The 26,509-nt window shown below is 67.8% G+C and carries 23 protein-coding genes and 2 tRNA genes; 10 read left to right on the forward strand and 15 right to left on the reverse strand.

What is annotated here, in order from left to right; translation table 11 throughout:
- Position 1: 1 nt before the first annotated feature.
- The 3 genes from CUR96_RS17700 to CUR96_RS17710 form a co-directional block, all read right to left on the reverse strand.
- Complete coding sequence (locus tag CUR96_RS17700; RefSeq protein ID WP_102194648.1) at positions 2–1,933, reverse strand: DUF6807 family protein; 1,932 nt, start codon at positions 1,931–1,933, stop codon at positions 2–4.
- 121 nt (positions 1,934–2,054) lie between these two features.
- Entirely contained in the window at positions 2,055–3,821 is a 1,767-nt protein-coding gene (locus CUR96_RS17705; protein ID WP_102194649.1) for a glycoside hydrolase family 35 protein, read from the reverse strand.
- An 85-nt stretch (positions 3,822–3,906) separates the two neighbouring features.
- Complete coding sequence (locus CUR96_RS17710; protein WP_102194650.1) at positions 3,907–5,106, reverse strand: MFS transporter; 1,200 nt, start codon at positions 5,104–5,106, stop codon at positions 3,907–3,909.
- A 30-nt stretch (positions 5,107–5,136) separates the two neighbouring features.
- On the opposite strand from CUR96_RS17710, the gene CUR96_RS17715 reads away from it, so the two are divergent.
- Entirely contained in the window at positions 5,137–5,832 is a 696-nt protein-coding gene (locus tag CUR96_RS17715; RefSeq protein WP_146008178.1) for a hypothetical protein, read from the forward strand.
- A gap of 14 nt (positions 5,833–5,846) precedes the next feature.
- On the opposite strand, the gene CUR96_RS17720 is transcribed toward CUR96_RS17715, so the two are convergent.
- On the reverse strand, positions 5,847–6,236 hold the full coding sequence (locus tag CUR96_RS17720) for a VOC family protein (protein ID WP_102194652.1): 390 nt from the start codon (positions 6,234–6,236) through the stop codon (positions 5,847–5,849).
- 261 nt (positions 6,237–6,497) lie between these two features.
- Between CUR96_RS17720 and CUR96_RS17725 the strand changes: the two genes are divergently transcribed.
- The 7 genes from CUR96_RS17725 to CUR96_RS17755 all read left to right on the forward strand — a co-directional run bounded on the left by CUR96_RS17725 (position 6,498) and on the right by CUR96_RS17755 (position 12,867).
- Complete coding sequence (locus CUR96_RS17725) at positions 6,498–7,787, forward strand: ABC transporter substrate-binding protein (protein ID WP_102194653.1); 1,290 nt, start codon at positions 6,498–6,500, stop codon at positions 7,785–7,787.
- 19 nt (positions 7,788–7,806) lie between these two features.
- A complete protein-coding gene (locus CUR96_RS17730; RefSeq protein WP_102194654.1) occupies positions 7,807–8,790 on the forward strand; it encodes a carbohydrate ABC transporter permease in 984 nt (327 codons plus the stop codon).
- Positions 8,787–9,698: a carbohydrate ABC transporter permease gene (locus tag CUR96_RS17735; protein ID WP_102194655.1), complete on the forward strand. Its 912-nt coding sequence runs from the start codon at positions 8,787–8,789 to the stop codon at positions 9,696–9,698. The genes CUR96_RS17730 and CUR96_RS17735 overlap by 4 nt, the downstream gene beginning before the upstream one ends.
- 7 nt (positions 9,699–9,705) lie before the next feature.
- Positions 9,706–10,326 carry a hypothetical protein gene (locus tag CUR96_RS17740; protein WP_102194656.1) on the forward strand — a complete coding sequence of 207 codons (621 nt, stop codon included), beginning with the start codon at positions 9,706–9,708 and terminating at the stop codon, positions 10,324–10,326.
- Positions 10,327–10,371: 45 nt separating this feature from the next.
- Positions 10,372–11,376: a LacI family DNA-binding transcriptional regulator gene (locus CUR96_RS17745; RefSeq protein ID WP_102194657.1), complete on the forward strand. Its 1,005-nt coding sequence runs from the start codon at positions 10,372–10,374 to the stop codon at positions 11,374–11,376.
- Positions 11,377–11,489: 113 nt separating this feature from the next.
- Positions 11,490–11,574, forward strand: a tRNA-Ser gene (locus tag CUR96_RS17750).
- A 57-nt stretch (positions 11,575–11,631) separates the two neighbouring features.
- Positions 11,632–12,867, forward strand: a complete 1,236-nt coding sequence (locus tag CUR96_RS17755) for an LCP family protein (protein ID WP_102194658.1) — start codon at positions 11,632–11,634, stop codon at positions 12,865–12,867.
- Between the two features lie 15 nt (positions 12,868–12,882).
- Here CUR96_RS17755 and CUR96_RS17760 read toward each other — a convergent pair whose 3' ends face one another.
- The 7 genes from CUR96_RS17760 to CUR96_RS17790 are packed head-to-tail and all read right to left on the reverse strand — an operon-like array spanning position 12,883 to position 20,640.
- The gene (locus CUR96_RS17760) at positions 12,883–14,616 is read right to left on the reverse strand and encodes a hypothetical protein (protein ID WP_180969095.1); all 1,734 of its coding nucleotides are present in this window, start codon (positions 14,614–14,616) and stop codon (positions 12,883–12,885) included.
- 27 nt (positions 14,617–14,643) lie between these two features.
- Positions 14,644–15,498 carry a phosphogluconate dehydrogenase C-terminal domain-containing protein gene (locus CUR96_RS17765; RefSeq protein WP_102194659.1) on the reverse strand — a complete coding sequence of 285 codons (855 nt, stop codon included), beginning with the start codon at positions 15,496–15,498 and terminating at the stop codon, positions 14,644–14,646.
- Positions 15,495–16,289: a sugar phosphate isomerase/epimerase family protein gene (locus CUR96_RS17770; RefSeq protein ID WP_102194660.1), complete on the reverse strand. Its 795-nt coding sequence runs from the start codon at positions 16,287–16,289 to the stop codon at positions 15,495–15,497. The genes CUR96_RS17765 and CUR96_RS17770 overlap by 4 nt, the downstream gene beginning before the upstream one ends.
- Complete coding sequence (locus CUR96_RS17775; RefSeq protein WP_102194661.1) at positions 16,286–17,077, reverse strand: triose-phosphate isomerase family protein; 792 nt, start codon at positions 17,075–17,077, stop codon at positions 16,286–16,288. Before CUR96_RS17775 ends, CUR96_RS17770 begins: the two co-directional genes overlap by 4 nt.
- Positions 17,077–17,547, reverse strand: a complete 471-nt coding sequence (locus tag CUR96_RS17780) for a ribose-5-phosphate isomerase (RefSeq protein ID WP_102194662.1) — start codon at positions 17,545–17,547, stop codon at positions 17,077–17,079. The genes CUR96_RS17775 and CUR96_RS17780 overlap by 1 nt, the downstream gene beginning before the upstream one ends.
- Positions 17,540–19,279 (reverse strand): dihydroxyacetone kinase family protein, encoded by a 1,740-nt coding sequence (locus tag CUR96_RS17785; RefSeq protein ID WP_102194663.1) that lies wholly within the window; start codon positions 19,277–19,279, stop codon positions 17,540–17,542. Before CUR96_RS17785 ends, CUR96_RS17780 begins: the two co-directional genes overlap by 8 nt.
- Entirely contained in the window at positions 19,276–20,640 is a 1,365-nt protein-coding gene (locus CUR96_RS17790) for an MFS transporter (protein ID WP_219722016.1), read from the reverse strand. Before CUR96_RS17790 ends, CUR96_RS17785 begins: the two co-directional genes overlap by 4 nt.
- 118 nt (positions 20,641–20,758) lie before the next feature.
- On the opposite strand from CUR96_RS17790, the gene CUR96_RS17795 reads away from it, so the two are divergent.
- Both CUR96_RS17795 and CUR96_RS17800 read left to right on the forward strand, forming a co-directional pair.
- On the forward strand, positions 20,759–21,487 hold the full coding sequence (locus CUR96_RS17795; protein WP_102194665.1) for a FadR/GntR family transcriptional regulator: 729 nt from the start codon (positions 20,759–20,761) through the stop codon (positions 21,485–21,487).
- 84 nt (positions 21,488–21,571) lie between these two features.
- Positions 21,572–21,660, forward strand: a tRNA-Ser gene (locus CUR96_RS17800).
- 152 nt (positions 21,661–21,812) lie between these two features.
- On the opposite strand, the gene CUR96_RS17805 is transcribed toward CUR96_RS17800, so the two are convergent.
- The 4 genes from CUR96_RS17805 to CUR96_RS17820 all read right to left on the reverse strand — a co-directional run bounded on the left by CUR96_RS17805 (position 21,813) and on the right by CUR96_RS17820 (position 26,455).
- The gene (locus CUR96_RS17805; RefSeq protein WP_102194666.1) at positions 21,813–22,934 is read right to left on the reverse strand and encodes a tyrosine-type recombinase/integrase; all 1,122 of its coding nucleotides are present in this window, start codon (positions 22,932–22,934) and stop codon (positions 21,813–21,815) included.
- Positions 22,931–23,131 (reverse strand): hypothetical protein, encoded by a 201-nt coding sequence (locus CUR96_RS17810; RefSeq protein ID WP_102194667.1) that lies wholly within the window; start codon positions 23,129–23,131, stop codon positions 22,931–22,933. Before CUR96_RS17810 ends, CUR96_RS17805 begins: the two co-directional genes overlap by 4 nt.
- An 833-nt stretch (positions 23,132–23,964) precedes the next feature.
- Positions 23,965–24,723: a Pr6Pr family membrane protein gene (locus tag CUR96_RS17815; RefSeq protein ID WP_102194668.1), complete on the reverse strand. Its 759-nt coding sequence runs from the start codon at positions 24,721–24,723 to the stop codon at positions 23,965–23,967.
- Positions 24,724–24,937: 214 nt separating this feature from the next.
- Complete coding sequence (locus CUR96_RS17820) at positions 24,938–26,455, reverse strand: SulP family inorganic anion transporter (protein ID WP_102194669.1); 1,518 nt, start codon at positions 26,453–26,455, stop codon at positions 24,938–24,940.
- Between the last annotated feature and the right edge of the window lie 54 nt (positions 26,456–26,509).

Raw genomic sequence — 26,509 nt, forward strand, 5'->3', positions numbered from 1 at the left:
TTCACTCCCCGAGCAGCACGACGACCTCGGCGTCGGTGAGCCGGCCATCGGCCACGGCGCCGCGGAACGACAGCCTGACGTGCTCGCCCTCATCGAGCCGCACCGGTGCCGACCAGGCGAGAGCCGATCCGATTCCCGGATAGTCCGCCACGCGCACGAACCACGGGTCGCTCCGAGTGCGCAGGTCATCTCCGGCGACGGCGACGGTCGCCTCGCCGTCGGTGAAGCGGGCGCTGAACGCCAGCCACGCGGATACGGAGCCGTGCACGGATTCCTCGCCGTGAGCATCCGGGGTGCGCACGTCGACATCGGATGCCGTGGGGAACCGCCAGGTGAAGCCGCCGTAGCCGCCGCCCGATCGCCCGTTGCTGCCCGGGCTCCCGAGCTCGACGGGCCCGCCCGCTGCCCGCAGCGTCGTGGTCGTCCGGAACAGCCAGGCGCGCGGGTCGGATGACGGGCGCAGATGCCAGGCGGTCGTCTCCTCAAGCAGGACGCCGCCGTCGGGAGCGACCCATTCGGCGTGCACATCGAATCCGTCGTCGCGCGGTGCGAACGAGGTCACCCGGATGCGACCGGCATTGTCGAGCCAGCGATACCCCTGATCGCGGACGTAGGTGGGGCCGCCCCAGAAGTTCACGCCGTTGACGTGCTGGAGCGCCACCGAGGCGCCCAGGTGCCAGTCGTGATCGGCAGGGTGCGCGTCGGTCACGACGGTGCCGCCCGGCGTGCGCACGGGGTGCAGGAAAGGCCGCGGACCCGAGGTGCGCGCGACCGCGGAGCCGTCGTCGTGCACTGCGACGACGGATGATCCTGCGCGAAGCTCGCGTGTGCGGCCTGACTGCGGCGCGGAGGCGAACGGCGCGTGCAGTTCGCTGAACAGCGCCCCGGCCCGCGCGGTGCGTTCGGCCCAGAACGCCACGCCGTCGATGGTGGTGAGGGCGGCGGGACGATCCGTGAGCACCGTGCGCTCGGCGTCCGGCACCAGGATCGGGTCCGGCGCCGTGCGCACGGCCTCCATCACCGTCATGAACGCCCCGGCCTCGACGAGAGGAGAAGTCAGAGCGATGCCGCGGTCGCGGTGATCGAGCAGCTCTTCGAAGAGGTCGGTGCGCCCGGTGTCCTCCACCTGACCGTCGGGATACTCGAGTCGGTCCGTCGTGTAGGAGAAGACCACGTCGGCGCCGGGTGTGCGCACCTCGATCAGGGGGTCGGACTGTTCCGGCGCGGCGAGGGTGAGGGCCGCCGAGACGATGCGGCCGTCGCTGAGTGTGACCCGGACGCTCGAGGTGTCATCCGCCTCGATGTCGTTCGCACGGTAGAGCTCGAGCTCGATGAGCGCGACGTCTTCGCGGCGCCGGGCGCCGGCGAGACGCAGCGCCGTCGCTACGGCGTGCGAGAGCGGGTTCGTCACCACGCCGTCCACGACGGGGAGGCCGTCGAGGCTGCGCCTGCCCGCCCATGCGGAGCGCGTCCAGTACGCGGCATCCCTCGTCCAGGCGCCCCAGGCAGCGACCGATGTCGGTTCGCCGAGTTCTGCGAGGCGGGCGAACGCGTGCGAGCCGAAGCTCTGGAAGCCGATCTGCACTGCGCGGCCGGAGTGCTCCTGAAGGGCGAGCAGATCTTCGAACTGCTCCATGGTCGCGACCGGCGGCTTCTCGAGGTACAGGTCGCAGCCGTGCTCGAGGGCGAGCGCGGCCAGGGCGAAATGCGTGCCGGTGGGCGTCGCGACGATGACCACATCGGGACGGATTCCGGCGGCGAAGGCCTCGGCGAGTCCGGGGAACGCGGGTGCATCCGCGCCGAAGCCGTCCTCGGGTGCTCCACTCGGATCCGCGAGTGCGACCACGCGCACGCGGTCGCCGAGTCGTTCCAGATTGCGCAGGTGGACGGCGCCGAAGCCTCGCGCTCCGACGAGCAGCACGTCTGTGACCATCGCGAGATTCCTTCGGTCGGGGAGCGGATGCGGCGCCGCATCCTCCTCCAGTATACGGAAAGCGCTTCCCGAAGCGTGCTGTCGTTGCTCGCGGCGGCGGCGCGACCCCTCTACGCCGCTCTCACTCCACTTCGTGACCGAGATCAGGGCGAGGCAGGAAACGCGCGGTCGCGTCGGTCACCGCTTCGAGTTCGACGATCACGATCTCGTTCGCGCCGGTTCGTGTCACCGGGCCCGGAACGTACAGGGTGCGCTGCGGACCGCGCCGCCAGTACCGTCCGAGCAAGAACCCGTTGACCCACGCGTAGCCCTTGCCCCAGCCGGCGGTGTCGAGGAACAGGTCCGCGGTCTCGTGCAGGTCGAAGGTGCCGCGCAGGCCGACCGCGCCGCGGGCGCGGCCGCCGACGATCAGCGACTCGTCCGACGAGGCATCCGACACGGCCTGCCCGAGGGCGGCGACGTCGAACGTGCGCACCCGCCACAGCCCGGAGATCGGGCTGCCGTCGAGAAGAGGCGTGCCGATCAGCCCCTTCGCCTCGCCGAGCTTCGCGTCGTAGTTGACGCGGCCGGTCTCTTCGACGAGGAGGCGCAGCGACCCTGCGGCAGGGAGGCTCAGTGACAGGTCGCCGAGCGTGCGCTGCATCCTTCCCACCGGCACCCCATCCAGGTCGACCCAGGCGTAGTCGCGCACCTCGGCCTCGAGCAGGCCGCCGCTCGCGGCATCCGCGGTGTACTCCGCCAGCACCACATCGGAGCCGAGTTCGTCCATCGTCGGCGGCGAGTCGAATGCGCCGCGATCGTGGGCGACCAGCGAGAGCGGATCGGCGATCGCGTCGAATGCCACCGAGAACGCCGGTGCCTCCACGACGGCCGGGGCCTGCTCGTCGGGCACGGGCGCATGCCTCGCGATGACCTCCCGGAACGCATGGAACTTCGCCGTGACGTCGCCGGACTCCGTGAGGGGGGCGTCGTAGTCGTAGCTCGTCACCATCGGCAGGTAGCGCCCGGAATCGTTCGCTCCCGCGGTGAGCCCGAAGTTCGTGCCGCCGTGCACCATGTAGATGTTCACGGATGCTCCCGCCGCGAGCAGGCGGTCGAGGTCCGCGGCACTGTCGGCGAACGTGGTGGTGTGATGCTTCTCGCCCCAGTGGTCGAACCAGCCGCACCAGAACTCCATGCACATGAGCGGGCCGGTCGGCTGATGCTCGCGCAGCACCGCCAGCCGCTCATCGATGCGTCCCCCGAAGGACCCGGTCTTGTGCAGTTCAGGGTGTGCGCCGTTGTCGAGCATGTGCGGGATCGGCTGGTCGACCTGAGTGAGCGGCACCGTGATGCCCGAGGCTCGGGTCTGCCGCACCAGAGCCTCGAGATAGTCCTTGTCGGCTCCGTAGGCTCCGTACTCGTTCTCGATCTGCACGAGGATCACGCTGCCGTCGCGGTCGATCTGGCGCGGCGCGATGATCGCGTTGACCTTCTCCAGGTACGCGGAGACCTCGGTGAGGTAGGCGGGGTCGCTGGTGCGCAGCTTCATGGTCTTGTCTGCGGTGAGCCAGGTGGGCAGGCCGCCGTTGTGCCACTCGGCGCAGATGTACGGGCCGGGTCGCACGATCGCGTGCATGCCCTCTTCGGCCACGATATCGAGGAACCGCCCGAGGTCGACATCGCCGTCCTCGCGCCACGCGCCCTTCACCGGCTCATGGGCGTTCCAGGCCACGTAGGTCTCGATGGCGTTCAGCCCCATCAGCCCCGCCGTGCGGATGCGGTCGCGCCAGAGGCCCGGGTGCACGCGAGGGTAGTGCATCGCGCCGGAGATGATCTGGTGCGGTTGTCCGTCGAGGAGGAAGGCGGTTTCGCCGATGTGGAACCGGGATGCCGTGGCCGTCGTCATGGGCGACAGTGTAACGGGAAGCGTTTTCCCCGGTGCGCTGGCAGCGGTCGATCGTGCGCGACATGCATGGGGTCGGTCTCGGCGGTCACTCGACATCTCCTTCGAACAGGTGCTGCTCCGTCGGTGACAAGACGAGGAAGAGGGGGCCGGCGATGGTCTGCACTGCGGCGGCCGCGATCAGAACCGGAATCGTGCCGATGAACTCGGCCGTGAGGCTGGCCCCTGCTGTCGCGAAAAGGGAGGCGGCGGCATAGACGCCGCTGACCGTGCTGACGGCGGTGCCCCGGAACGACGGCGTCACTGTCAGCAGTAAGAGCGTGTTGGCGCTGACCCAGGAGACCGTGAAAGGAAATCCGCTGAGGAGGAAGACCGCCAGGGCGGTCCACGGAGTCGGGTGGAGCGCCAGCACCAGCAAGAGCACTCCTGACAGCGACGCACCTGCCGCGATGGGTATCCGATATCCGAGTCGTGTGACGATGGCGGGTATGAGCGGCGTGGCCAGGACAGCGGTGATCGCGAAGGCGCCGTTGACCGCACCCATCCAGCTTGCGGATGTCCCGATCACCCCCAGCATGAGAACGGGAAAGAGCGGGGTCAGCGCTCCTTCCTTCACTGGGTCCGCAAGCTGCAACACGGTGATGGCGCGTGTCGGCCTGTTCCGCCGGAGATATCGCAGCCCCAGACGCCACGAACCGAACAGCCCATCAGCGTGGAGGTCGGCGTTCGCCGTGCTGCGGAGAGGGAGAAGCATCAGGGCGGATGCCAGCAGCAGCCCTGTTGCGACAGCGATGGTCGGTGTGAAGCCGACGAGCCCCATCAGAGTGCCGCCCAGGACGGGGCCGGCGATGCGAGCGACGTTGTTCGCCGCTGAGTTGGCCGACATCGCGGTGGGCAGATCGGCGGCCGGCACGATCGTTGCCACCGTGGCTTGCTCGGCGGGAGCGTAGAACTGCATCGCTGTCGACTGCAGCAGCGAGAGCACGAACAGGATGATGACGTTGTCGGGCGAGACGGCGACCAGCGCGAGGAGCCCGACCCGCGCCCAGCTGACGAAATGCAGCAACCGGGTGCGGTCGACCCTGTCCGCGATGACTCCCCCGAGACTTCCGAGGGCGATCGCGGGCAGCAGGCCGGATACGACCAGCGCACCCGTGGCCACCGGGGAACCGGTCGCCGTGTAGACGTGGACCGACAGCGCGAGGCCCACTGACCAGCCGGCCAATGACGCGCACAGGTTCGAGGACCAGAGCACGCCAAACTGCGGTTGAGCGCGAAGGAGGTTCATTCCGAAACAGTCGCGCGTAACCTACTGAAGGTGTCAGTATCTTCCTTCAGTAGCCCAGGGCTGCAACTTCTCGACGACGCCGAGGCCGCCACGTTCGTGAGCCTCTCCGCGACGTCCCAGTACTTCCTGCCGTTCCTCGCCCGGGAACGGTCCGCTGGCCAAGTGGCAAGCGAACTCGGAGTCGACATCGGCTCCGTCGGCTACCGCGTCCGGCGGATGATCCAGTTGAATCTGATTCGGGAATCGCGAGTGGAGAAGCGCGCCGGTCGCGCGGTCCGCTACTACCGCTCTGTGGCCGATCGGGTGTTCGCCCCGCTGGCATTGACTCCGATCGGCAACGTCCGCGACCTTTTCGCCCTCGGCCGCGCGAGCAGTAGCAGCGCCATCGAGGTCAGCCTCGAGAAGGCGTGGCTGGAGATCGCCCGGGTTCAGCAGTGGGGGACGCACCTGTACCGACCCACTCCGCACGCTTCCCCCAACCGCGATTTCGCTCCCGAGAACCTCATCGACAGTCCGCTCGACTTCTGGGACGTCGTGCTTTCGCCCCGCACACCGCCCGTTTGGGACCAGCACACGACCCTGCACCTGACTCGCCAAGAAGCGGATCAGCTGCAGCGGGAGCTCAGCCTGATCGTCGATCGCTATTCGCACCGGCGCGGCGACGAGCAAGTCGCTCCCTATGTACTCGGACTCGCCTTCGCGCCATCCGTCGAGCCGATGAGGTGAACGATCGTCGGTCGTCACTGACCGTGTGGCACCAGCACCTCGAGGCGATTGCCGAAGCCGTCACGTGCGTGGAAGCGCAGGTACCCCTCGAAGGTGCCGCGCTCTGCGTGCGACACCTCGAATCCCGCTTCGGCGATGCGGGCGGCCAACTCGTCGAGCTTGGCGACGTCGTCCATGACGAGCGCGGGGTGGGCCTTCATCGCAGGTACGAACGGATCGTCGACGCCGAGGTGGATCTCGGCCGTCACCGTCTCCCCGCTGTACCACCGGAACCAGCACCCGCCGCGCCCCGCGAGCGAGGGCGGCTTCGCGACTTCGGTGAGCCCGATGGCGTCTGCATAGAAGCGACGAGCGAGCTCTTCCCCTCCTCGGGGCATCGAGACCTGAACATGGTGCAGCCTCATCTGGACTCCAAACTATCTTGACGTCGAGATAAATCTAACAGGGTCACGACCGATGGCAAGTCCAACCCCAGTGGCCCACAAGCACCATTTACAACGTTTACCTTACAATCCAGGTTCAAGGTGCACGAGATCTTGTGAAACGTGTCAATCGGGAGTACATTGCGGGGAAGCGCTTTCCATTCGGCGCGAACCACAGCAGATCCCGGTCAGAGACGTCCGGCCCACCGGTCGACGAAGACGTTCTACCAAGAGAGGACAACGATGTTCATCAAGAAGCGAATCGCCGCGGCGACCGCCCTCGTGACAGGCGCGGCACTCGCCCTCGCCGGCTGCGCCGGAGGCGCCGCCCCCGATGCGAAACCCGCGTACGACGCTGACGAGAAGGTCACGCTGACGTTCACGTGGTGGGGCAACGACGACCGGGCCAGCCGCTACGAGGCGCTCATCGAGGCTTTCAACGAGGAGTATCCCAACATCACGATCGAGGGCAGCTTCACGGACTTCCCCAGCTACTGGGAGAAGCGTCAGACCGAGGCAGCCGGCAACGGACTCCCGGACGTCTGGCAGTTCTCCGACTCCTACCTGCGTCAGTACGGCGAGCCGGGCATGCTGCTCGACCTCGGCGAGTACCAGGACTTCGTCGACACCTCCACCTTCGACGATTCACTGCTCGGCACGGGGCAGCTCGACGGCAAGCAGTACTCACTGCCCACCGGCTACAGCGCCTGGGCGGTCTTCCAGAACGACGACCTGCTCACGCAGGTCGGGGTGGAACCGTACGAGGGCGGCACCTCCTACGAGGATCACGACGAATGGATCGCGAGCGTCAGCGAGGCTTCCGGCGGCGCGGTCTACGGCGGCACGGACTACACGCAGCGCATCCAGAACCTCGAACTGCTCCTGCGCCAGGACGGCGGGAACCTCTTCACCGACGACGGAGAACTCGGCTTCGACGAGGACCAGCTCCGCGACTTCTGGGAGTCCGGCGCCCCGGTCCGCGACGGCGTCGGCATCCCGCAGTCCCGGCTCGAGGAGATCACCCCGACGTCCGGACTCGGCGCCAAGCTGACCGCGAGCGAGATGAGCTGGTCGAACTTCCTCGGCGGCTACCTCGCCGAGACCGGCAACGCGAAGCTCTCGATGGTGGCACCGCCGACCAGCGACGAAGACGCCAAGGACCTGTACCGCCAGGCCGGCCTGCAGGTCGCCGTCTCGGCGAACACCGAGCACCCGGAAGCGGCAGCGATCTTCCTCGACTTCCTGGTCAACTCCCCGGAAGCGGGCGAGATCTTCGGCACCACTCTCGGGTTCCCCGCCTCGTCGAGCAAACTCGACGGAGCGAAGCTCGAAGGCGCCGACAAGCAGGTCGCCGACTACCTCGAGTCCGTCGCCGACCGCATCGGCGACGCGCCTCCGGTGCCGGTGAAGGGATACGGCTCGATCGAGCAGACGTTCTGGGACCTCGGCAAGTCGATCGGTCTGGGGGCGATCAGCGTCGACGACGCGGTGACCCAGTTCTTCGACGAGGCCGAAGTCATCCTCGTGGGCTGACCCGGAAAGGATCACCGTCATGTCCACCGAATCGGCGATCGCGCCGAATGCTCCACGCGTCGCCGATTCCGGTGCCCGCCCCTCGGCCGACGGCCGAGGGGCGGGGCCCCGACGTCGCGGTCCCCGTCGGGACACCGTCGCCGGCTACATCTTCCTCTCGCCGTGGCTGCTGGGCTTCATCGGCCTGACGGCCGGCCCGATGCTGTTCTCGCTGTATCTCGCCTTCACCTCGTACGACATCTTCAGTTCGCCGCAGTGGATCGGACTCGGCAACTTCGAGCGCATGATGGGCGACCAGAAATTCTGGGGCTCAGTCCAGATCACGCTCACCTACGTGCTCGTCGGCACGCCGATCAAGCTCGCCGCGGCGCTCGGCGTCGCGATGCTGCTGAACGCGCGCAGCAAGGGGTCCGGGTTCTTCCGCTCCGCCTTCTACGCGCCGTCGCTGATCGGCGCGAGCGTGTCGATCGCGATCGTCTGGCGAGCGATGTTCGCCACAGACGGCCCCGTCGACGGCACCCTGAGCTTCTTCGGCATCGAGATGGGCGGGTGGGTCGGCATCCCGACTCTCGTGCTGCCGATGATCATCCTGCTGGCCGTCTGGCAGTTCGGCGCTCCGATGGTGATCTTCCTCGCCGGGCTCAAAGGCGTTCCCACCGAGCTGTACGAAGCGGCATCCGTCGACGGCGCAGGCCCCTGGCGGAAATTCTTCAACGTCACGCTCCCGATGCTCTCGCCCGTGATCTTCTTCAACCTGCTGCTGGAGATGATCCACGCCTTCCAGATCTTCGCCTCGGCGTACATCATCGGATCCGGCACCGGCGGACCCGCCGGCGCCACCAACTACTACACCGTCTACCTGTACACGCGTGCTTTCCGCGACGGTCAACTCGGCTACGCCTCGGCCATGGCCTGGGTGCTGCTGATCGTCGTCGGCATCATCGCATTCCTGATGTTCCGCACCTCCAGAAGCTGGGTGCACTACGGAGGTGACTCCCGATGAGCGAGACCAGAACTCTGCTCGCGATCGACGAGCGTCGGGCGGCACGGCCCGTTCGCACTGGACGCGCCCGCACCAGAGCGAGGATCATCACGATCGTCTGGATCGTGATCGCCGTCGCGCTCGCCGCGATCGTGCTCTATCCGCTGGTGTGGATGTTCGCCGCATCCTTCAAGCCGCACTCCGAGTTCGGATCGAACCAGGGGCTGCTTCCGCAGAATCCGACGTTCGACAACTACCTCACCGTGCTCGGAGGTGTCGCGGGAGTGCCGCTCTGGCAGTTCTTCGCGAACTCCCTGTTCCTGGCGGTCGGCTCGGTCATCGGAATCGTGATCTCCTCGTCCATGGCGGCGTACGCCTTCGCGCGCGTCGACTTCAAGGGCAGAGCGGTCCTCTTCACGATCATGATCGGCACGATGCTGCTGCCCTTCCACGTGCTGATCATCCCGCAGTACATGCTGTTCCGGAATCTCGGCCTGGTCGACACGTTCGTGCCTCTCCTGATCGGGAAGTTCCTGGCCACGGAGGCGTTCTTCGTCTTCCTCATGGTGCAGTTCATCCGCGGCCTGCCGCGGGAGCTCGATGAGGCCGCGCGCATCGACGGAGCGGGCCACCCGCGGGTGTTCTTCTCGATCACGCTGCCTCTCATCAAGCCGGCGCTGATCACCTCGTCGATCTTCGCGTTCATCTGGAGCTGGAACGACTTCCTCGGACCGCTCCTGTACCTCAACTCGCCGGACAAGCAACCGGTGCCGCTCGCACTGCGCATCTTCAACGACCAGACCTCCACCTCCGACCTCGGCGCGACGATCGCGGTGTCGGTGCTGGCGCTGCTGCCGGTGCTGGTGTTCTTCATGATCTTCCAGCGCTTCCTCGTCGAGGGCGTCGCGACACAGGGATTGAAGGGGTGACGCGCTGATGGCCAGGCGGACGCCGAGGGCGCAGAAGCGCAAGCCGGAGATCGACGGCAGCATCCTGCGCTGGCCAGGGGCCGTGAACCGGTTCGCGCTGTTCGGCGAGGTCATGTGGGTGGGCATCCTGGTGGTGGCGTGCTCGCTGCCGCTCGTCACGGCCCCGGCCGCGCTCGCCGCAGGCATCCGGCATCTGCGACGCCACCTGCAGGCGGAGGCATCCGGCGTCGGGCTCTTCCTCGGCGACCTGCGACGGGCGATCCCCGCGGGACTGGTCGTCGGCGCGGTCGCGCTCGCGGTGAGCGCGGTGCTGGTCTGGGACATCCTGCTGGCCGCCGGCGGGGCACTGCCCGGTGGTCCCCTCGTCGGCGGGGTCGGCATCGTCGGGCTGATCGTCGTCTGGCTCGCCGTCCTCGTCGTCGCCGCCGGATGGTCGCCCGAACGCGGCTGGCGCGCCACCGTGCGGGTCATGCCAGCGAGGATCCGGGCGGATGCCGTCGGCTCCGCGTATCTGGTGGTCGCGCTCGTGCTCACCGCTGTCATCACCTGGCAGCTGCTCCCGCTGCTCATCCCCGGCGTCGGATGCCTCGTCTTCGCGACGGTGGCCGTCGGGGAACGGAGGCGCTGACCCCGTGCGACACTGGACAGCGTTGCGAGAAGGGCACAGGTGAGCATGTCGGTGAGCGTCAAGGATGTCGCGGCCACTGCGGGCGTCTCGGTGGGCACCGTCTCGAACGTGCTGAACCAGCCGGAGCGGGTCGCGCCTGCCACCGTGGACAAGGTGCAGCGGGTGATCCGCGAACTCGGATTCGTCCGCAACGATGCGGCGCGGCAGCTGCGCGCCGGCCGCAGTCGCAGCATCGGACTCGTCGTGCCCGATGTCGGCAACCCGTTCTTCGCCGAGGTGGCCCGCGGAGCCGAGGAACGGGCGTCCGCAGCGGGGCTCACGGTTCTGCTCGGCAACAGTGATGAGAACCCGCAGCGGCAGGATGCTCATATCGAGCTGTTCCGCGAGCAGCGGGTGAACGGGCTTCTGGTCACCCCCGTCTCCGATGACCTGGAGTCGTTGCGGGCCCTGAAGGATGCCGGCGTGCCGGTGATCTTCGTCGACCGCGAGGACCCCGATCACGAGTTCGCCTCCGTCGCGGTCGATGACGTCGAGGGCGGGCGCCTCGCGGTCGCTCACCTGCTCGAGAGCGGGCGCAGGCGGATCGCGTTCCTCGCCGGACCGACGTCGATCCATCAGGTCGCAGACCGCCTGCAGGGGGCCCGCGATGCGGTCGCAGCGGTCGAGGGGGCGACGCTCGAAGTCGTCGAGCGCGGCGGACTCACCGTGCTCAACGGGCGGTCGGCGGGCGAGGAGATCGTCGCGCGCGCGCCGCACGATCGCCCCGACGCCGTGTTCGCGGCTAACGACCTGCTCGCCGTCGGCGTTCTCCAGGCGTTCGCCCTCGGTGGCGGCATCCGCGTGCCGGAGGACATCGCCCTGGTCGGCTACGACGACATCGACTTCGCCGCAGCCACGGTGGTGCCTCTCACGTCGGTGAGCCAGCCGGCGCGCATGCTGGGCTGGACCGCGGTGGACCTGCTGCTCAAGGAGACCTCGGGCGATTCCGAGGGGCATGAGCGTGCGATCCGCTTCCAGCCCGAGCTGGTCGTGCGGGACTCGAGCGGCTGAGAACTCCCGGCTCGATCGAACAGTGCACGACGCAGCATCCAGGACCCGCCCAGGTCGGCACGGGAGAATGGAACTCGGCTAGACTCACGCCTGGTCGACAGAAGCGTCTGTCGGGAGGGTTGTCCGAGCGGCCGATGGAGCTGGTCTTGAAAACCAGTGGGCAGAGATGTCTCAAGGGTTCGAATCCCTTACCCTCCGCAGTACTGAGCACGGTGTAACCCCCGGCACACCGCAGCAGAGCCGAAAGGTCCCCGATTGAGCGAGAACACCCGACGCCGTCGCACCATCGCGCGGCATGGTCAGCTGCGCACACCCAGCTCGGCCTCTCAGCTGCTCAAGCTCATCGGCATCGCGATGGCCGTCGTGCTAGTCAGCGGCGTCGGCGTCGCGGCCTACGTGTTCTACGACCTCGCCAGCACGGTCACGGCGAACGCCGTCGAGCTCGACGGCCAGGAGGACCTCCCGCCGGACATCGGCGCATACAAGGGCGGCTTCAATCTGCTCCTCACCGGTGTCGACACGTGTGAGGACGCGTACAAGCAGTACTTCGGCGAGCGTTGCGAGGGCCCGGATTCCGGGGGGACGCTCAACGATGTGAACCTGCTCATCCACGTCTCCGAGGAGCCCCGGCGCATCACGGCCGTCAGCTTCCCGCGCGACCTGATGATCCCGATCCCCGAGTGCGTGGATGCCGACGGCGACCTCCGCTCCGGGATGACCAAGCAGCCGCTGAACACCGCCTACACCGACGGCGGCCTCAACTGCGTGGTGAAGACGATCTCCGAACTCACCGGCCAGGAGATCCAGTTCGCGGCATCCGTCACCTTCGGCGGGGTGATCGAGATCACGAACGCGATCGGCGGCGTCGAGGTCTGCCTCGCCAACCCCATTCAGGACGATCACACCGGCCTCGACATGGCGGCGGGAAACCACACCATCCAGGGGATCGAGGCGCTGCAGTTCCTCCGCACCCGCCACGGCGTGGGCGACGGCAGCGACCTCGGCCGCATCGGCAACCAGCAGCAGTACATGACGAGCCTGGCCCGCAAGATGATCAGCGGCGAGACGCTCGGCAACATCCCGGTGATGCTGAAACTCGCGACCACCGGCGTCAAGAACCTTGAGCCCAGCCAGTCGCTCGCCGACCCGATGAAGATCGTGCAGATCGCACTCGCGGTGAAGGACGTGCCGTTCCAGGACATCGTCTTCCTGCAGTATCCGAACGTCACCGACTACGACGACCCCAACAAGGTCATCCCGGACGACGAGGCGGCCACCGCGATGTGGGACGCGATCAACGCCAACGCACAGCTGCAGATCACGCACGTGAACACCGAGAACGACGGTGTCGTGGTGACGGATCCCGCTCCCGTCGAGACCGATCCGGCGGCGACGCCGGACCCGACGCAGACCGTGGTGGCGCTGCCGGATTCCATCAAGGGGAACTCCGCGGCTCAGCAGACCTGCTCGAACGGCAACGTCCGCGAGTAGGAGCGGTCTCGGCGGTCAGCCGAGCCGGGTACGGGTGATCGACGCAGGAGCGAGGCACACGGTCTCGCTGCCACGCGAGGTGACGACCTCCACAGAGCGATCGCGGTCGGCGACGTTCGCGATCAGGATGTCATCGCGGTCTCCGACGCGGCATCCGATCGCCCAGACGAGCCCATCCGGGCTCGGGCCGGTGAGCATTTCGGCGCCGTCGCGAGCGGAGAGGTCGGCGAGCTGGCGCAGCGCGTCGGCGACGGGGAGCGCGGTGCCGTCGGTGTCGCGGATGCCGCGGGGCCCCCACTCCTCGAACCACACGAGGGAGGCGACGCCGGGAACCGCGAAGGCGGCCGCGCTCGCGATCGTCCACGCCGCAAGCTCGGGGGCGGACTGCCGGGCATCGTCCACGCCGGTGAACTCGGGGCCGTAGCCGTCGCGGAGGTCGGCGTGCGGTGAGAGCGGTTGCGGCACCGCGGCCACGTCGTTAAAACGGGGGCGCAGCGTGAGGGGGCCGATGTGCACCGGCTTTCCTGCCGCGCGCTGCACGGTCTCCTCGGCGACGAGCCGCTGTATCGCGAGGGATTCGACGAGCTGCTCGGTGTCGACGCTGTGGAAGAGCGGCGTGACCGTGACGGAGATGCCGTCGAGGTCGTGCGGCAGTCGGTGCAGTTCGCGGTTGAGTTCCGTGAAGTGCGAGCGGCTTCCGCCGACGACCGGAACGCGGACGCCCTTGGCGTCGAGCGCCGCCCGTAGCAGCCCGATCGATTCGACGTCGGAAACGTGGCGGGCGTCGCCGTCCCGGTGGAAGGCGCTCATCCGCACGACGTTCTCGCCGCGGAGGGCGGCGACGGCATCCGACACCTTGTCGGGTGCGACCGGATCCAGGATCAGGCGCACGTCGAGTGGCAGACCCACGGAGGCGGCGCGCGCGAGCGCCGCACGCCAGTCGAGGCCGGCGAGGTCGGCCTCGACGAGCAGTACCGATCCCACCGGGTCGACGGCGGGCGCGGGATCGGGGGCGGAGGACGCGGCCACGCCGATCGCGGGGAACGGCCCGCCGGGGTGCAGGGAGATGGTCGCCGTCTGTTCCGAGGGCACATCGCCGGTTTCCGTCTCCGTCGCGCGGATGCGCACGGACTGCACGACGCGCTGCCCGGCGCCGACGGCGTACGGGAAGGGGAGTGCCAGCGGACGGCTGTACGTCTTGTACGACGCGTCGGTCCAGTTTCGCTGGTCCTCCATCTCGAACACATCGCCCGCGAAACGCAGGTCGAGCCGCACGCCGTCGCCGTCCCAGGCGAGGGCGGTGATGTCGCGCACCGGCTGCTGCGCGCTGATGCGCTCAGGGAACGCCGTCTGTGCCCTGCTGCCATCGGGATGCTGCGCCTCAAGGGAGCGACCCGCGACCTGCGGCGGATGCAGCACGACGAGCCCCGTGCGATTCGTGTCGACGTCGCGGGCCGCACGCAGGTCCATCGTGACGACCAGCTCCGCGTCGTCGACCGCGACCCGGACGATGCCCGAGAAGGGCGCCGGCTCACCGGAGTGCACCGAGAGTTCGAGCCCGCTCTCGTGGACGGTCACCGAATCGACCACGAGCGGAACCGTGTTCCAGTCGCGGTCGCGCACGACGGCACGGATGCTCCGCAGCACCGACCGTCCGCGCCAGCGCAGGTCCGCGATCTCGTCATCGCGCCGCTCGAGGCTCCAGTCGCCCAGGGTCCGTCGATCGCGCTCGGCGCGGCTCCACGTCATCGCGTGTCCTCTCGGAGTGAATCCGGCTCAGCGCTGGATCGCGTCCAAGTGCAGCATCCGGGCCAGGTTCTTGTCGAGCTCGTCATCGCGGAAGATCTTCTTCCAGTCGTCCTTGATGATGCTCTCGCGGCCGTAGTCCATCGCGATCAGGCAGGCGTCGGAAAAGGGGTTGTCGCCGCGCAGGCCGTTGGCGAGTGCCACCTGGGTGTGACCGTACAGGATGCTGCGCGCCGCCGCCTCCGGTACGCCCATGGTGTGCACGGTCTCGTGCAGCGCCTCGTTCAGCAGGGCGCCGATCATGCACGCGACGGTCTCGACGAGCGTCGGCTCGAGCTGCGCGAGCTGCTTGACGCTGACCCAGTGCACGTCGATGACCGGCGCGTAGATGGCGCGGACGGTCGCCTCGACGATGGCCTTCTTGGCCTCGTCGTCGCTCTCGATCGCGGCGATCGCGTCCTGCGGCGCGGCGATGCCGCCGAAGGTGTCGGCCCACTGCTCCGGCGTCTCGCGCTGCAGGAAGATCGACGGATGGCAGGGGTGCGCGACCGCCTGGATCACGTCGTCGCGGGTGGTGAGGAGCCCGGCATAGGCTGCGGCCGGGTCGAGCGTGAGCACGATGGCGCCGGAGCGCAGCTGCGGCACGAGGTCGGCGGTGACGGGTCCAAGGGCGAGGTCGGGCACGGCGAGCACGACGATGTCGGCGCCGGCGACGGCGGTCGCAGCGTCGGTCAGCTCGCGGCCCGCATCCGTCGTGCGCTGCTGGCCGGCGGGGGAGTTCTCGACGTACCAGACCGTGTGGTCGGTCTTCACGAGATTGTCGGACACGCGCATGCCCATCTTGCCGCCGGCGCCGATCACGGCGATCTTGTACGTGCTGGTCATGGTGTGCTCCTCAGCTGTTCCAGGGTGATGCGGGTCCAGTCCCGCTCGGTACGGATGGTGGTGTCGGCGTCGCCCTGCCAGGGCAGCCAGTGCTCGACGATCTCGTTGATGCCGCGTTCCCGCGGGCGGACGGTGGCCGTCAGGTGGGCGTAGTCGTGCAGTCCGGAGCCCATGGTGGTGCCGGAGTACGTGAAGCCGACCCAGCCGGGCTGGCGGTCGAACGCGAAGTCCTTCACGTGCACGTTCCGGGTGAGGGCGGCGGTCTGCTCGACACAGGTGCGCGGGTTCTCCAGCCGCGCGACGACGTTGGCCGGGTCCAGGCAGATGCCGAGGTGCGGGCTGCCGACGCGCTCGATCAACCCGACGAGTTCATCGGTCGCGACCTGCTCGTAGGTCTCCAGCGCCAGGGTCACGCCGGCGGATTCGAAGGCGCGCATGCTGCTGAGCAGCCACGTCTCGGCCTCTGCCAGGGCGGGACGGCTGTCGGGGCCGAACAGCATGCTGCGGACGAGCCGTGCGTCGAAGACATCGGCGAGGCGCAGGAAGTGGTCGAGGTGCTCGGGGACGATGCCCTTCGTGCCGAGCTCGATCGTGAGGCCCAGGTCGCGGGCGGCGCGGGCGGCGTCGCGCAGCTCCGCGTCGCTCATGGTCGTCAGCGGCGCATAGTCGCAGATCTGGAAGAGATCGACGCTCTGTGCGCGGGTGTCCTCGAACGCGCCGATCAGGCTGAGCGGCGTGACCGCGCGCTCGGAGTGCTGCCAGAAGTAGGCATAGGTGCCGAGGCCGATCATGGGGTGCCCCCACTGGAACCCCGAGTCCGTCGCAGGGCGGCGAGGGCGGATGCCTCGTCGAGGACTGTGGCCAGTGCGGTCGGGTCGTGCGCGAACCGGCCGAGGAACACGCCGTCGACCGCATCGCCGAGTGCCGACAGGAGTCCTGGACCGGCGGCGCCCCCGTAGATCGTCGCCGAGCCGGCGCGATCGGGATCGGCGTCGAGGGCGGCGCGGAGAGCGGTCGCGACGGTGCGGATGTGATCGTGCGGCGCGGGCTCAGGAGCACCGATGGCCCAGACCGGCTCGTAGGCGACGATGACGGGACCTGCCCCGGCGCCCTCGAGCGCCGAGCGCAACTGCGCGACGGAGGCGTCGGATGCGGCATCCGGATCCAGGCGTGCGGTTTCGCCGATGCAGAGCAGAGGGGAGAGTCCCGCCCGCAGTGCGCAGCGGGTCTTCGCGGCGACCACGTCGTCCGTCTCGCCGTAGAGACGGCGGCGTTCGGCGTGACCGATCTCGGCGATCGACGCACCGACTTCGGCGAGCTCTGACGCGGCGACCTCGCCCGTGAACGCACCGGACTCCTCGGCGGCGGCATCCTGACCGCCGATGCGGACGGGCGTGCCGGCGAAGGCGGAGATCGCGGGGAGCACCTGCAGGTACGACGGGGTGACGAAGAGCTGCACCGCGCCGCTCTGCACGCCGGGATGGGCGCGCGCGATCGCCGCGACATCGTCGAACCAGGCGCGTGCGCGGGCGTGCCCGAAGTACATCTTCAGGCTCACCCCCACGATCACCGGCGACATCAGCAGGATCCGGTGGTCTCGTACTCGCCGATGACCGCGACCTTCTCGGCCGAGGCGCTGGTCTCGTCGAACCGGTATGTGAGCCACTCGCGCACGAGGCGGCGGGCGAGCTCGATGCCGATGACGCGCTGACCCATCGTGAGCACCTGGGCGTTGTTGGAGAGCACCCCTCGTTCCACCGAGAACGAGTCGTGCGCGGTGACGGCGCGGATGCCGGCGACCTTGTTCGCCGCGATCGCGACGCCGAGGCCGGTGCCGCAGATCAGCAGCGCGCGGTCGGCCTCGCCGCGGGCGACGAGTTCCGCGGCGGCGATCGCGACGCGGGGATAGGCGGTGTGGCCGTCGGCGTCCACGCCCACGTCGACGACGCTCGCGACGACGCCGTTCTGCTCAAGGTCCTTCTTCAGGATCTCCTTGTAGTCGAAGCCGGCGTCGTCGCAGCCGATCACCAGGCGCAGGGGTTCAGTCATCGGAGTTCCTTTCGAGGTCGGCGAGAAGCTCGCCGACGGCGGTCACGATCAGCGCGAGGGAGTGCGCGCCGGGGTCGGGTGTGCCGACGCTGTGCTGCCCGTGGGCGCGGGCCCGGCCCATGCGCGGGAGCAGATCGGCGGTGGCGGCGGCCGCACGGGTGGCGTCCGCGGCGGCGGTGCGCCAGGCATCGGCGAGCGAGGAACCCGCGTCGACCTGATCGGTCAGCGTGGCGCCGAAGGGCACGAGGGCGTCGACGAGCGTCTTGTCGCCGATCTCGGCCTTTCCGTACTCCATGACGCCTCGGGCGCCGGCGTCGACTCCGGCCGCGATGGCAGCGGCATCCGGCCGACCGGCGTCGCCGAGGCGCGCCGCGATGGCGTTCAGGATGACGCCCCACAGTGCGCCCGAGGTGCCGCCCGCCCGGTCGGCCCAGGCGTCGGCCGCACGGGTGAGGGTGGTGGCGGCGCCTGCGCCGGCCTGGACGGCCCCGGTCGCGGCGGCGAGGGCTGCGTGCGAGCCGCGCTGCATCCCGATGCCGTGGTCGCCGTCGCCGGCGACGGCATCGATGCGGCCGAACTCCTCGACGTGCTCGTCGACGGTGTCGACGATGCGCTGCACGGCGGCGTGCACGACGGATGCGGCGGCGGCCGAGTCCTCGTCGCCGGGCTCGATGGCGGCTGCGGCTACCGGGTCGGAGTCATGGACCTCGGCCCGCGCGGCCGGAGCCACCGATCCACGGCGGTACGCCGGGGTGTCGACCGGGGTCTCCCAGAGCTGCTCGAGCTCGTCGTCCAGCCAGAACAGTGTCAGCGAGGTGCCGGCCATGTCGAAGCTCGTGCAGTATTCGCCCACGTGCGGATCCACGAGGACCAGCCCTGCGTCGGTCAGCAGCCGCGCGATGCGGCGGTAGACGACGAACATCTCCTCGTACTTCAGCGACCCGAGTCCGTTGAGGATCGGCACGACGTGAGCGCCAGCCGGCTCGATGCCGTCCGGGATCTCCTCGAGGAGCCGGCTCACGAGCAGTTCGGCGAGGCCGTCGGCGGTCGGGATGTCCGTCTCGTCGATGCCGGGTTCGCCGTGGATGCCGAGGCCGATCGCCATGCGGCCGGCGGGAACGGTGAACAGCGGCTCGGGGGCGCCGGGGAGCGTGCAGCCGCTGAACGCGACGCCGATGGAGCGTGTGCGGTCGTTCGCCCGGCTCGCGACGCGAGTGACGCCGGCGAGGTCGTAGCCGGCCTCCGCGGCGGCCGCGGCGGTGCGGAACACCGTGAGGTCGCCGGCGATGCCGCGGCGCTTGTGCTTCTCCGCGGGCGAGGCGCTGAAGATGTCGTCGGTCACCGCGACCGTCTCGCACGCGATGCCCTCGGCGCGGAGTCGCTCCTGCGCGGCGTCGAAGTTGAGCACGTCGCCGGCGTAGTTGCCGTAACTCAGGAACACGCCCGCACCGCGGTCGGCGGCCTTCGCAACGGTGTGCACCTGCTGTGTCGACGGAGACGCGAAGAGGTTGCCCATCACGGCGCCGTGGGCGAGGCCCTGGCCGACGAGTCCGCCGAACGCGGGGTAGTGCCCAGAGCCGCCGCCGATCACGACGGCGACCTGTCCCTCCGGGACGACCGTGCTGCGCACCACGCCGCCGGGAACCCCGCGCACCGAGCGCTCGTTCGCGGCGAGGAAGCCCGCGATCATCTCGTCAGCGAAGTCGGCCGGGTCGTTCCAGAGCCGGGTCATCGGATGTCACCGACCGGGGCCGCCACTGTGGCCTCGGCAGAGGGGAGACGCACCCGGTTGCTCCGGGCGAGCAGGATCATCAGCATCGCGGAGAGCAGCATGAAGCCGCCGACGATGAACATCGGCACCTCGTAGCCGCCGGTCCAGTCGTGCACCGCTCCGGTGATGTAGGGCGCGCTGAACCCGGCGAGGTTGCCGACCGTGTTGATGAGCGCGACGCCGGCCGCGGCGGCCACGCCGGTGAGGAACTGCGTCGGCAGCGTCCAGAAGTTCGGCAGGGCGGCGAAGATCGCGCAGGCGGTGATGGTGATCACAGCGATGGTCGCGACCGGGGAGCCGGTGAACAGTGCGACCGGGATCGAGGCGGCGCCGGCGAGGGCCGGAATCGCGATGTGCCAGGTCTTGAGCCCGCGCTTTCCGGCATCCCTCGACCAGAAGTACATGACGAAAGCGGCCGGCAGATACGGGATCGCGGTGATCAGGCCCTTCTGGAAGACGTCGTAGGTGGTGCCGGTCTGCGCCTGGAACCCCTCGATGATCGTGGGGAGGAAGAACGCCAGCGCGTACAGGCCGTAGATGAAGCCGAAGTAGATGAACGACAGCATCCACACCCGTCCGCTGGTGAAGGCGAAGCGCACCGAGACGTGCTTCTGGTTTCCCGCGGTGGTCTGACGCTCGGCCTCGAGAGCCGAGGTGAGCCAGGTCTGCTCTTCGAGCGTGAGCCACTTCGCATCCGACGGCTTGTCCTTGAGATAGAACCAGGCGATGATGCCGACGGCGATCGCCGGGATCGCGACGCCCATGAACATGAAGCGCCAGCCCTCAAGGCCGAAGAAGACGCCGTGCTGCTGGATGAGGGCGCCGGCCAGCGGAGCCCCGATGACGGTGGTCAGCGGCTGAGCCAGATAGAAGAGCATCAGGATGCGGCCGCGGTACTGCGAGGGCACCCACAGGCTGAGGAAGAGGATCGCGCCCGGGAAGAAGCCGGCTTCGGCGACACCGAGCAGGAACCGCAGGGCGACGAGCTGCTCGAAGTTCTGCACCCAGGTGAACAGGAGGGCGACGATGCCCCAGCTGATCATGATGCGGGCGAGCCAACGGCGGGCACCGAAACGGTGCAGGGCGAGGTTCGAGGGGATCTCCAGCAGGATGTAGCCCACGAAGAAGACGCCAGAGGCGAAGCCGAACTGCGCGGCGCTGAGCGCCAGGTCGTCGTTCATGCCGTTGGGGGCCGCGAACCCGATCGCGGTGCGGTCGAGGTAGTTGATGAAGAACATCAGCGCCACGAACGGCACGAGGCGGAACGCCACCTTGCGGATCGCTGATCGGGCGACGGGTAACTCGCTCTGGGTGGTGTCCACGATGACTCCTGAATCGACGGTGACCGTGCCTCGTGGTCGAGGCGCTCCGTCTATATTGGCGAACCGGTTGACCAATTTCAAGTCGGAACCGATATTCGCGGCCGGTAAGTTGGCATGCATGCCTGCTTTTCCCGGCGAACCGGTCGACGACATCACCGCTGCACTGTCGTCGATGCCCTCGGGGACGCCGGCGTCGGAGGTGGCGCGGCGCCTGCTCGACCTCTTCACCGGCGGGTCGATCGCTCCCGGGACGCGACTCCCGCCCGAGCGGCAGTTGTCCGCCGCGCTCGGCGTGGGTCGCTCCGCCGTGCGCGAGGCGCTCGCCGCATTGGAGATCCTCGGCATCGTCGACGTGCGGCCGGGGTCGGGAACCTACCTCCGCGGAACCGCGAGCGAGCTGCTGCCGCAGACCCTGCGCTGGGGGCTGCTGATCGGCGAGCGCAACACCGCGCAACTGCTCGAACTGCGCGAGGGGCTCGAGATCTTCGTCGCCCGACTGGCGGCAACCCGCGCGGATGCCGCGACCGTCGACCGCCTCGAGAGCAGCGTCTCGCGGATGCGCGAGAGCGTCGGCGACCTCGCCGCTTTCGCCAAGGCCGACCTGGAGTTCCATCGCGTGCTCGCCGAAGCCGCCGGCAATGAGACGCTGACCGATCACGTGCACGTGGTGCGCTCACTGCTGCAGGTGTACGCCGACCGTGCGGTGCACGATCAGGAGCACGCCGAGCGGGCCGTCACGGAGCACGAGGCCGTATCGGCGGCGGTGCGCGCCGGGGATCCGGATGCCGCGGCATCCGCCATGGCCGTCCACATGGCCACCGCGACCGCCCGCCTCCTTGAGGCCTGAGGCATACATTCCGCACTGATTCGTCACGGCCGGAACGACCCGTTATGATGGCAAGGTGCATCCGTGCTTTCGGGTCGGATGCTTGGAGACGTCGCATAGTCCGGCCTAGTGCACCACCCTGCTAAGGTGGAGACCTCGCAAGGGGTCCAGGGGTTCAAATCCCCTCGTCTCCGCCGACTGAAATCCCCGCTCTGGCGGGGATTTCTTGGTTCCAGGAGGGTGGGATCAATCTGGCGTGATTACCGCGTCTCGACCGTCAGGTGTCCCCCAGGTGTCCCCCCACCGATTTGGGCAACTCCGCGTCTGATTGCCGGGCGGGGGAGCGTCAGGTGCCGAGCCCCGAAAGGCGATCATCGGGGGAGCGTCGCGCACGGTGTTCGAAGGGCTGGCCCTCGGCCACCGTGAGGCGTCGCAGGTGCGTACGACGCTGGTCGTCTCCGAGTACGTGCGCGTACACCGCAAGCACTGTGCGGGGGTCGTCGCCGAGGTATTCGGCCACTTCGTTCACGGGTGTCCCCAGCCGTAGCCAGGTGGATGCTGCGTAGTGGCGCAGGGCGTGCCGGCGGAAGCCGAGTGGGAACTTTCGGACGACGCCGACGCTGAGCTGCTCACCTCGGCGGTTGGTGAACAGGTAGGCCTCGGGTCGCTTTCCGTGGGCGTGGGCGCGGAAGATGGCCACAGCTCGAGGGGAAAGTGGGATCAGACGTGTGCCGCGCCAGGATTTCGGCTCCTTCTCCTCGTACCGGTCGGAGTGTGAGCGCTCAACGATCAACTGTGGGAATGGAACGTCAGACAGCGCATCCGTGCGGAGGGCGCGAAGCTCACCCCAGCGCAGTCCAGTAAGCGATAGGAACTCGAAGACGTCAGCGATGTCCGAGCGGCGCCGCCGGAGATCGGTGAGAGCCGATGCAACGATTCGCGGCGTGGGGATGGAATGGGGGCTGACGGGACGGAGCGCGGGTGCTCCGAGCTCGGGGATTCGCGCCATGGTGCGCACGGGATGCTGTTGATGCAGAAGGCCTTCGGCAGCGGCGAAGGTGAATAGGGCGCTCAGCGTGGTCTTTGCCCGCGCGACGGTGGATGGCATCTTTCCGGCGCGCAGTTGGTCGAGCAGATGGGCGCGGATGTCGCGGGCATCGATCGAAGCGAGCGGGCGATCGAGCAGGTCCGCTGGCAGCGCGTTCAGGTTGTTCACGTCGGTATCGACACTGTGCGGGTTCCCGCCCGCGCGTGCAATCTTGAATTGTGTCACAAGCTTTCCGAGCGTGAAGGTCCGAGGAGGAGGCAAAGGGCGACCTGTCTCGACGAGGTACTTCTGTGTCCGTTCCCAGATCTCTGCGTCTCGCTTGATATCGAACGCCTTGGATGCCACCAACCGGCGACCGGACTTGACGCGAACGAAGTAGTAGGCCTTTCCGGCCTTAGTCCGACGAATCTCGATGCTCACTCCACTACCCCGCCCAGCCGTTCGAGATCGCGGAGGCGGTAGATCCGCTTATGCGCGGTTAGATTAACTGGCTCGATAGGGGAGCGGCCATCCAGGGCCAACGCACGCAGCGTGGTGCGGTGGATGCCGAGCTGCGCTGCCGCCTCTTCCTCGGAAAGGAACAACCGGGGCGAGTCCCTGGTGTGGTCCGCGCTCATCGCGCTCTCCTATCTCGTGCGACGTCTTTTGTGGTCTGCACTGCGATCCGCGCAGGGTTCGCAGTTGACAAAAATCTCCTGCGACGGACAGGTGCACGCACAGCTCCTATGTCGAGCGCGCTGCAGATCGTGTGCCGGTTCGCCGTGCGAGTCGGCGTTTGGCGCTGCCGGTTACCGAGAGGGACCGGGCTGAATTTTGAGCCGCTTGGGCGTATTCTGAGACTGACATGGAGAGCGCCCCGCCGCTAATGCTCAGGGTTCTGGTGGCGACTCGACGGTGCGGGATATTTTCCCGCACCGTCCCTTGCTCTCGGACCGTTGCCACGCGACCCGAGCCGCTCCGCGCGATCGACAGGGAGATCAAGCCAGTTCCTGTAGTCAGATGCGGCAGGCGCGGCCTTGGCTCCCCCGTGATTACCCGCATCACGGTCTCATCCGATCGTGTCGGCGTCTGACGCGCATGAGTCTGCGGCCACCGCGGGAGGAGATCGCAATCGTGGAGCGCCTCAGGACAAAGAGGCCACACGTCTTTCAGAAGAGGAATGACCCTCCTCGGATCGGCCGCTGAGCGTGCCGCGCTGCAGTGCTCAGGCGACTCCCGATGTCCTTGCGCACCTTCTTGCCGGAGGTGGAATGTGACGGCGCCCGTCCGGTGAGGTCGGCTGGAAAGCTACCAACATCTCATAACCCATCGATACTGGCGCATCGCGCCTCGCGCCCTGAGACGGTTGCCGCAGACCATCCTCGGAACCTTCATGTGGCAAAAACTTTCGGGCTTCGTTTCGTTGTCCTCGTCCTCCGGTCCAGGACCACGTTGCCCGGAACGAGGCGTCTTATCGGGATGGTGACAGGCGGCTCAACCCTCGATCTATCGCCACATAAACGTAGCCAACACCGATGAGTGCGACGCTCAAGCTGAGGATCCATAGTGCCACGCCGCCGAGCCCCAAGGTGTCGAGGTTCATGAACGGGTACGGGTACTTCTGTCCCGGTCTGAACTCGCCGCCGAGGGCACCGAAGGTGAAGCCGAACACGAGGTAGGCGTAGGGGATCAGGGTCCAGAGCAGAGGGTCGATCCAGCGGAAGGCTCCTTTGTGGACGAAGAGCAACCAGTCGCCGATGAGCAAGCATGGCGTGATGATGTGGATGAGGTTGTCGGTGAAGGAGAAGGGGACGTAGTCGCCGGCCTGTTGGAAGGCGAACGGCACCAGGATGACGAGGTAGATGAGCAGAGTGACCGTAATGGCCATCATGACCGCGCCGCTCCACCTTGGGGACGGTGTCGAGGTGCCTCTCGCCCCGTCGCGCTTCAGGTCTTGGATGGTGCGGATGCTGAGCAGCACCATCCAGACCAGGCAGAGGATGTTGCTCAGCACGGTGTAGAAGAGGAGGCTGTTCCACTCGGGAGTGCCGGAGAAGATCCCGATGATGCGAATCAGGCCCGTGGCGATCAGAGCGATTGTAATGAGCCGGTAAGCGAGCGCTATTGGTCGGACGCTGATCGTGGCACCTTGAAAGAATCGGGTGCCCGGCGCGCCCGAATCTGATGATGAGACAGAGCGCACACGTTCAAGTTCGAGATCTTCCGGCATATATCGAGGGTATCGGTGCGAGACGCCGCGTCCGGGCGCCGCTTAACGGCAGTGTAAGTGCACCAATCCGGCGTGGCCACGTCCCGCCTGAAACGATCGTTTCTGAACCGGTCGAGTTTCACGTCTCAAAAGGGCCTCCGCTAACGTGCCCCGAAACCCCGTTACGGCAGGGGTTTTCGGCGCTCGTCTGGCATTCGGGTTGTGGTCCTGATCGTCAGTGGCCGGCGCCGAGGTTTCCGGTCAGGCGAGCGTGGAGGGCCGCGGCGGTGTCGTTGAGGCCGACGATGGTGACGGTTTTGCCGTGGTTGTCGTACTTGGTGACGATCGCGTCGAGTGCGGCGACGGTGGAGGCGTCCCAGACGTGGGATCGGCTCATGTCGATCACCACGGTGTCAGGGTCGTCTGCGTATTCGAACTGGGTGGTCAGGTCGTTGCTGGATGCGAAGAACAGTTCGCCGTTGACGGCGTAGTGCGCTGTTGTGCCGGTGTCGTCGATGGTGCGGGTGACGGTGACGAAGTGAGCGACGCGACGGGCGAACATGATCATCGCGGCGACGACGCCGAGGATGACTCCCACGGCGAGGTTGTGGGTCCAGACGGTGGCGATGACGGTGATGAGCATGACAGCGGTCTCGCTCTTCGGCATCCGCTTGAGGGTGCTGAGGCGGACGCTGTGCCAGTCGAACGTGGCGATCGACACGAGGATCATCACAGCGACGAGGGCGGCCATGGGGATGATTGCGACGACGTCTCCGAGGGTGAGGATCAGTACGAGAAGGAACACGCCGGCGAGGAAGGTCGAGATGCGGGTGCGCGCACCGGATGCCTTGACGTTGATCATCGTCTGGCCGATCATCGCGCAGCCGCCCATGCCGCCGAAGGCACCGGAGAGTACGTTGGCTGCACCCTGGCCGAGAGCTTCGCGGGTCTTGCGTGAGTGCGTGTCGGTGATGTCATCGACGAGCTTCGCGGTCATGAGCGATTCGAGCAATCCGACGACGGCCATTGCGAGGGCGTACGGGGCGATGATCTGCAGCGTTTCGAGATTGAGGGGCACGTTCGGGATGAACAGCTCCGGCAGGCTCTGCGGCAGTTCGCCCTGGTCTCCGACATTGGGGACGTTCCAGGCGAACACGACCACCGCTGCCGTGAGCAGAACGATTGCGACCAGGGGTGCGGGGATCACTTTCGTCAGTCTAGGCATGAGATACATCACCAGCAGGCCGACGGCGACGAGCGGGTAGACGAGCCAGGGGACGCCGATGAGCTGCGGGAACTGCGAGGTAAAGATGAGGATCGCCAGTGCATTCACGAATCCGACCATCACCGAGCGGGGGATGAACCGCATGAGCTTGGCAACACCGAGCAGCGCGAGGATGACCTGGATGACTCCGCCGAGTAGGACGGTGGCGATGAAGTAGTCCATGCCGTATTCGCGGGCGACGGGGGCGATGACGAGTGCGATCGCTCCGGTGGCGGCGGTGATCATCGCGGGGCGGCCGCCGAGGAACGCGATCGCGACGGCCATGATGAACGACGAGAACAGGCCGACGCGGGGGTCGACGCCGGCGATGATCGAGAATGCGATGGCTTCCGGGATCAGTGCGAGGGCGACGACGAGGCCGGCGAGGACTTCGCGGGTGAGCAGGCGCGGGTTGCGCAGCGCCTGCATGACTGTGGGTTCGATGCGGTAGCGGGACGCGGCATCGCGGGTGGGGGTGACGGCAGTCATGTGCCCTCCGAGTGTTGGGCTCTCTCGTGAGAGCGGGGATAACGAGTGGGGGCG

The sequence above is a fragment of the Microbacterium aurantiacum genome, from assembly GCF_002872075.1.
In the GTDB taxonomy this organism is placed as follows: domain Bacteria; phylum Actinomycetota; class Actinomycetes; order Actinomycetales; family Microbacteriaceae; genus Microbacterium; species Microbacterium aurantiacum_A.

What these genes read in the sequence shown, in the direction of transcription:
- CUR96_RS17705 (WP_102194649.1), bottom strand. Translation starts at nt 3,821, where the DNA reads ATGACGACGGCCACGGCATCCCGGTTCCACATCGGCGAAACCGCCTTC.
- CUR96_RS17700 (WP_102194648.1), bottom strand. Translation starts at nt 1,933, where the DNA reads ATGGTCACAGACGTGCTGCTCGTCGGAGCGCGAGGCTTCGGCGCCGTC.
- CUR96_RS17775 (WP_102194661.1), bottom strand. Translation starts at nt 17,077, where the DNA reads ATGTCGCCGGTGATCGTGGGGGTGAGCCTGAAGATGTACTTCGGGCAC.
- CUR96_RS17795 (WP_102194665.1), top strand. Translation starts at nt 20,759, where the DNA reads ATGCCTGCTTTTCCCGGCGAACCGGTCGACGACATCACCGCTGCACTG.
- CUR96_RS17815 (WP_102194668.1), bottom strand. Translation starts at nt 24,723, where the DNA reads ATGCCGGAAGATCTCGAACTTGAACGTGTGCGCTCTGTCTCATCATCA.
- CUR96_RS17785 (WP_102194663.1), bottom strand. Translation starts at nt 19,279, where the DNA reads ATGACCCGGCTCTGGAACGACCCGGCCGACTTCGCTGACGAGATGATC.
- CUR96_RS17735 (WP_102194655.1), top strand. Translation starts at nt 8,787, where the DNA reads ATGAGCGAGACCAGAACTCTGCTCGCGATCGACGAGCGTCGGGCGGCA.
- CUR96_RS17730 (WP_102194654.1), top strand. Translation starts at nt 7,807, where the DNA reads ATGTCCACCGAATCGGCGATCGCGCCGAATGCTCCACGCGTCGCCGAT.
- CUR96_RS17710 (WP_102194650.1), bottom strand. Translation starts at nt 5,106, where the DNA reads ATGAACCTCCTTCGCGCTCAACCGCAGTTTGGCGTGCTCTGGTCCTCG.
- CUR96_RS17760 (WP_180969095.1), bottom strand. Translation starts at nt 14,616, where the DNA reads ATGACGTGGAGCCGCGCCGAGCGCGATCGACGGACCCTGGGCGACTGG.
- CUR96_RS17810 (WP_102194667.1), bottom strand. Translation starts at nt 23,131, where the DNA reads ATGAGCGCGGACCACACCAGGGACTCGCCCCGGTTGTTCCTTTCCGAG.
- CUR96_RS17745 (WP_102194657.1), top strand. Translation starts at nt 10,372, where the DNA reads ATGTCGGTGAGCGTCAAGGATGTCGCGGCCACTGCGGGCGTCTCGGTG.
- CUR96_RS17765 (WP_102194659.1), bottom strand. Translation starts at nt 15,498, where the DNA reads ATGACCAGCACGTACAAGATCGCCGTGATCGGCGCCGGCGGCAAGATG.
- CUR96_RS17770 (WP_102194660.1), bottom strand. Translation starts at nt 16,289, where the DNA reads ATGATCGGCCTCGGCACCTATGCCTACTTCTGGCAGCACTCCGAGCGC.
- CUR96_RS17720 (WP_102194652.1), bottom strand. Translation starts at nt 6,236, where the DNA reads ATGAGGCTGCACCATGTTCAGGTCTCGATGCCCCGAGGAGGGGAAGAG.
- CUR96_RS17725 (WP_102194653.1), top strand. Translation starts at nt 6,498, where the DNA reads ATGTTCATCAAGAAGCGAATCGCCGCGGCGACCGCCCTCGTGACAGGC.
- CUR96_RS17780 (WP_102194662.1), bottom strand. Translation starts at nt 17,547, where the DNA reads ATGACTGAACCCCTGCGCCTGGTGATCGGCTGCGACGACGCCGGCTTC.
- CUR96_RS17740 (WP_102194656.1), top strand. Translation starts at nt 9,706, where the DNA reads ATGGCCAGGCGGACGCCGAGGGCGCAGAAGCGCAAGCCGGAGATCGAC.
- CUR96_RS17820 (WP_102194669.1), bottom strand. Translation starts at nt 26,455, where the DNA reads ATGACTGCCGTCACCCCCACCCGCGATGCCGCGTCCCGCTACCGCATC.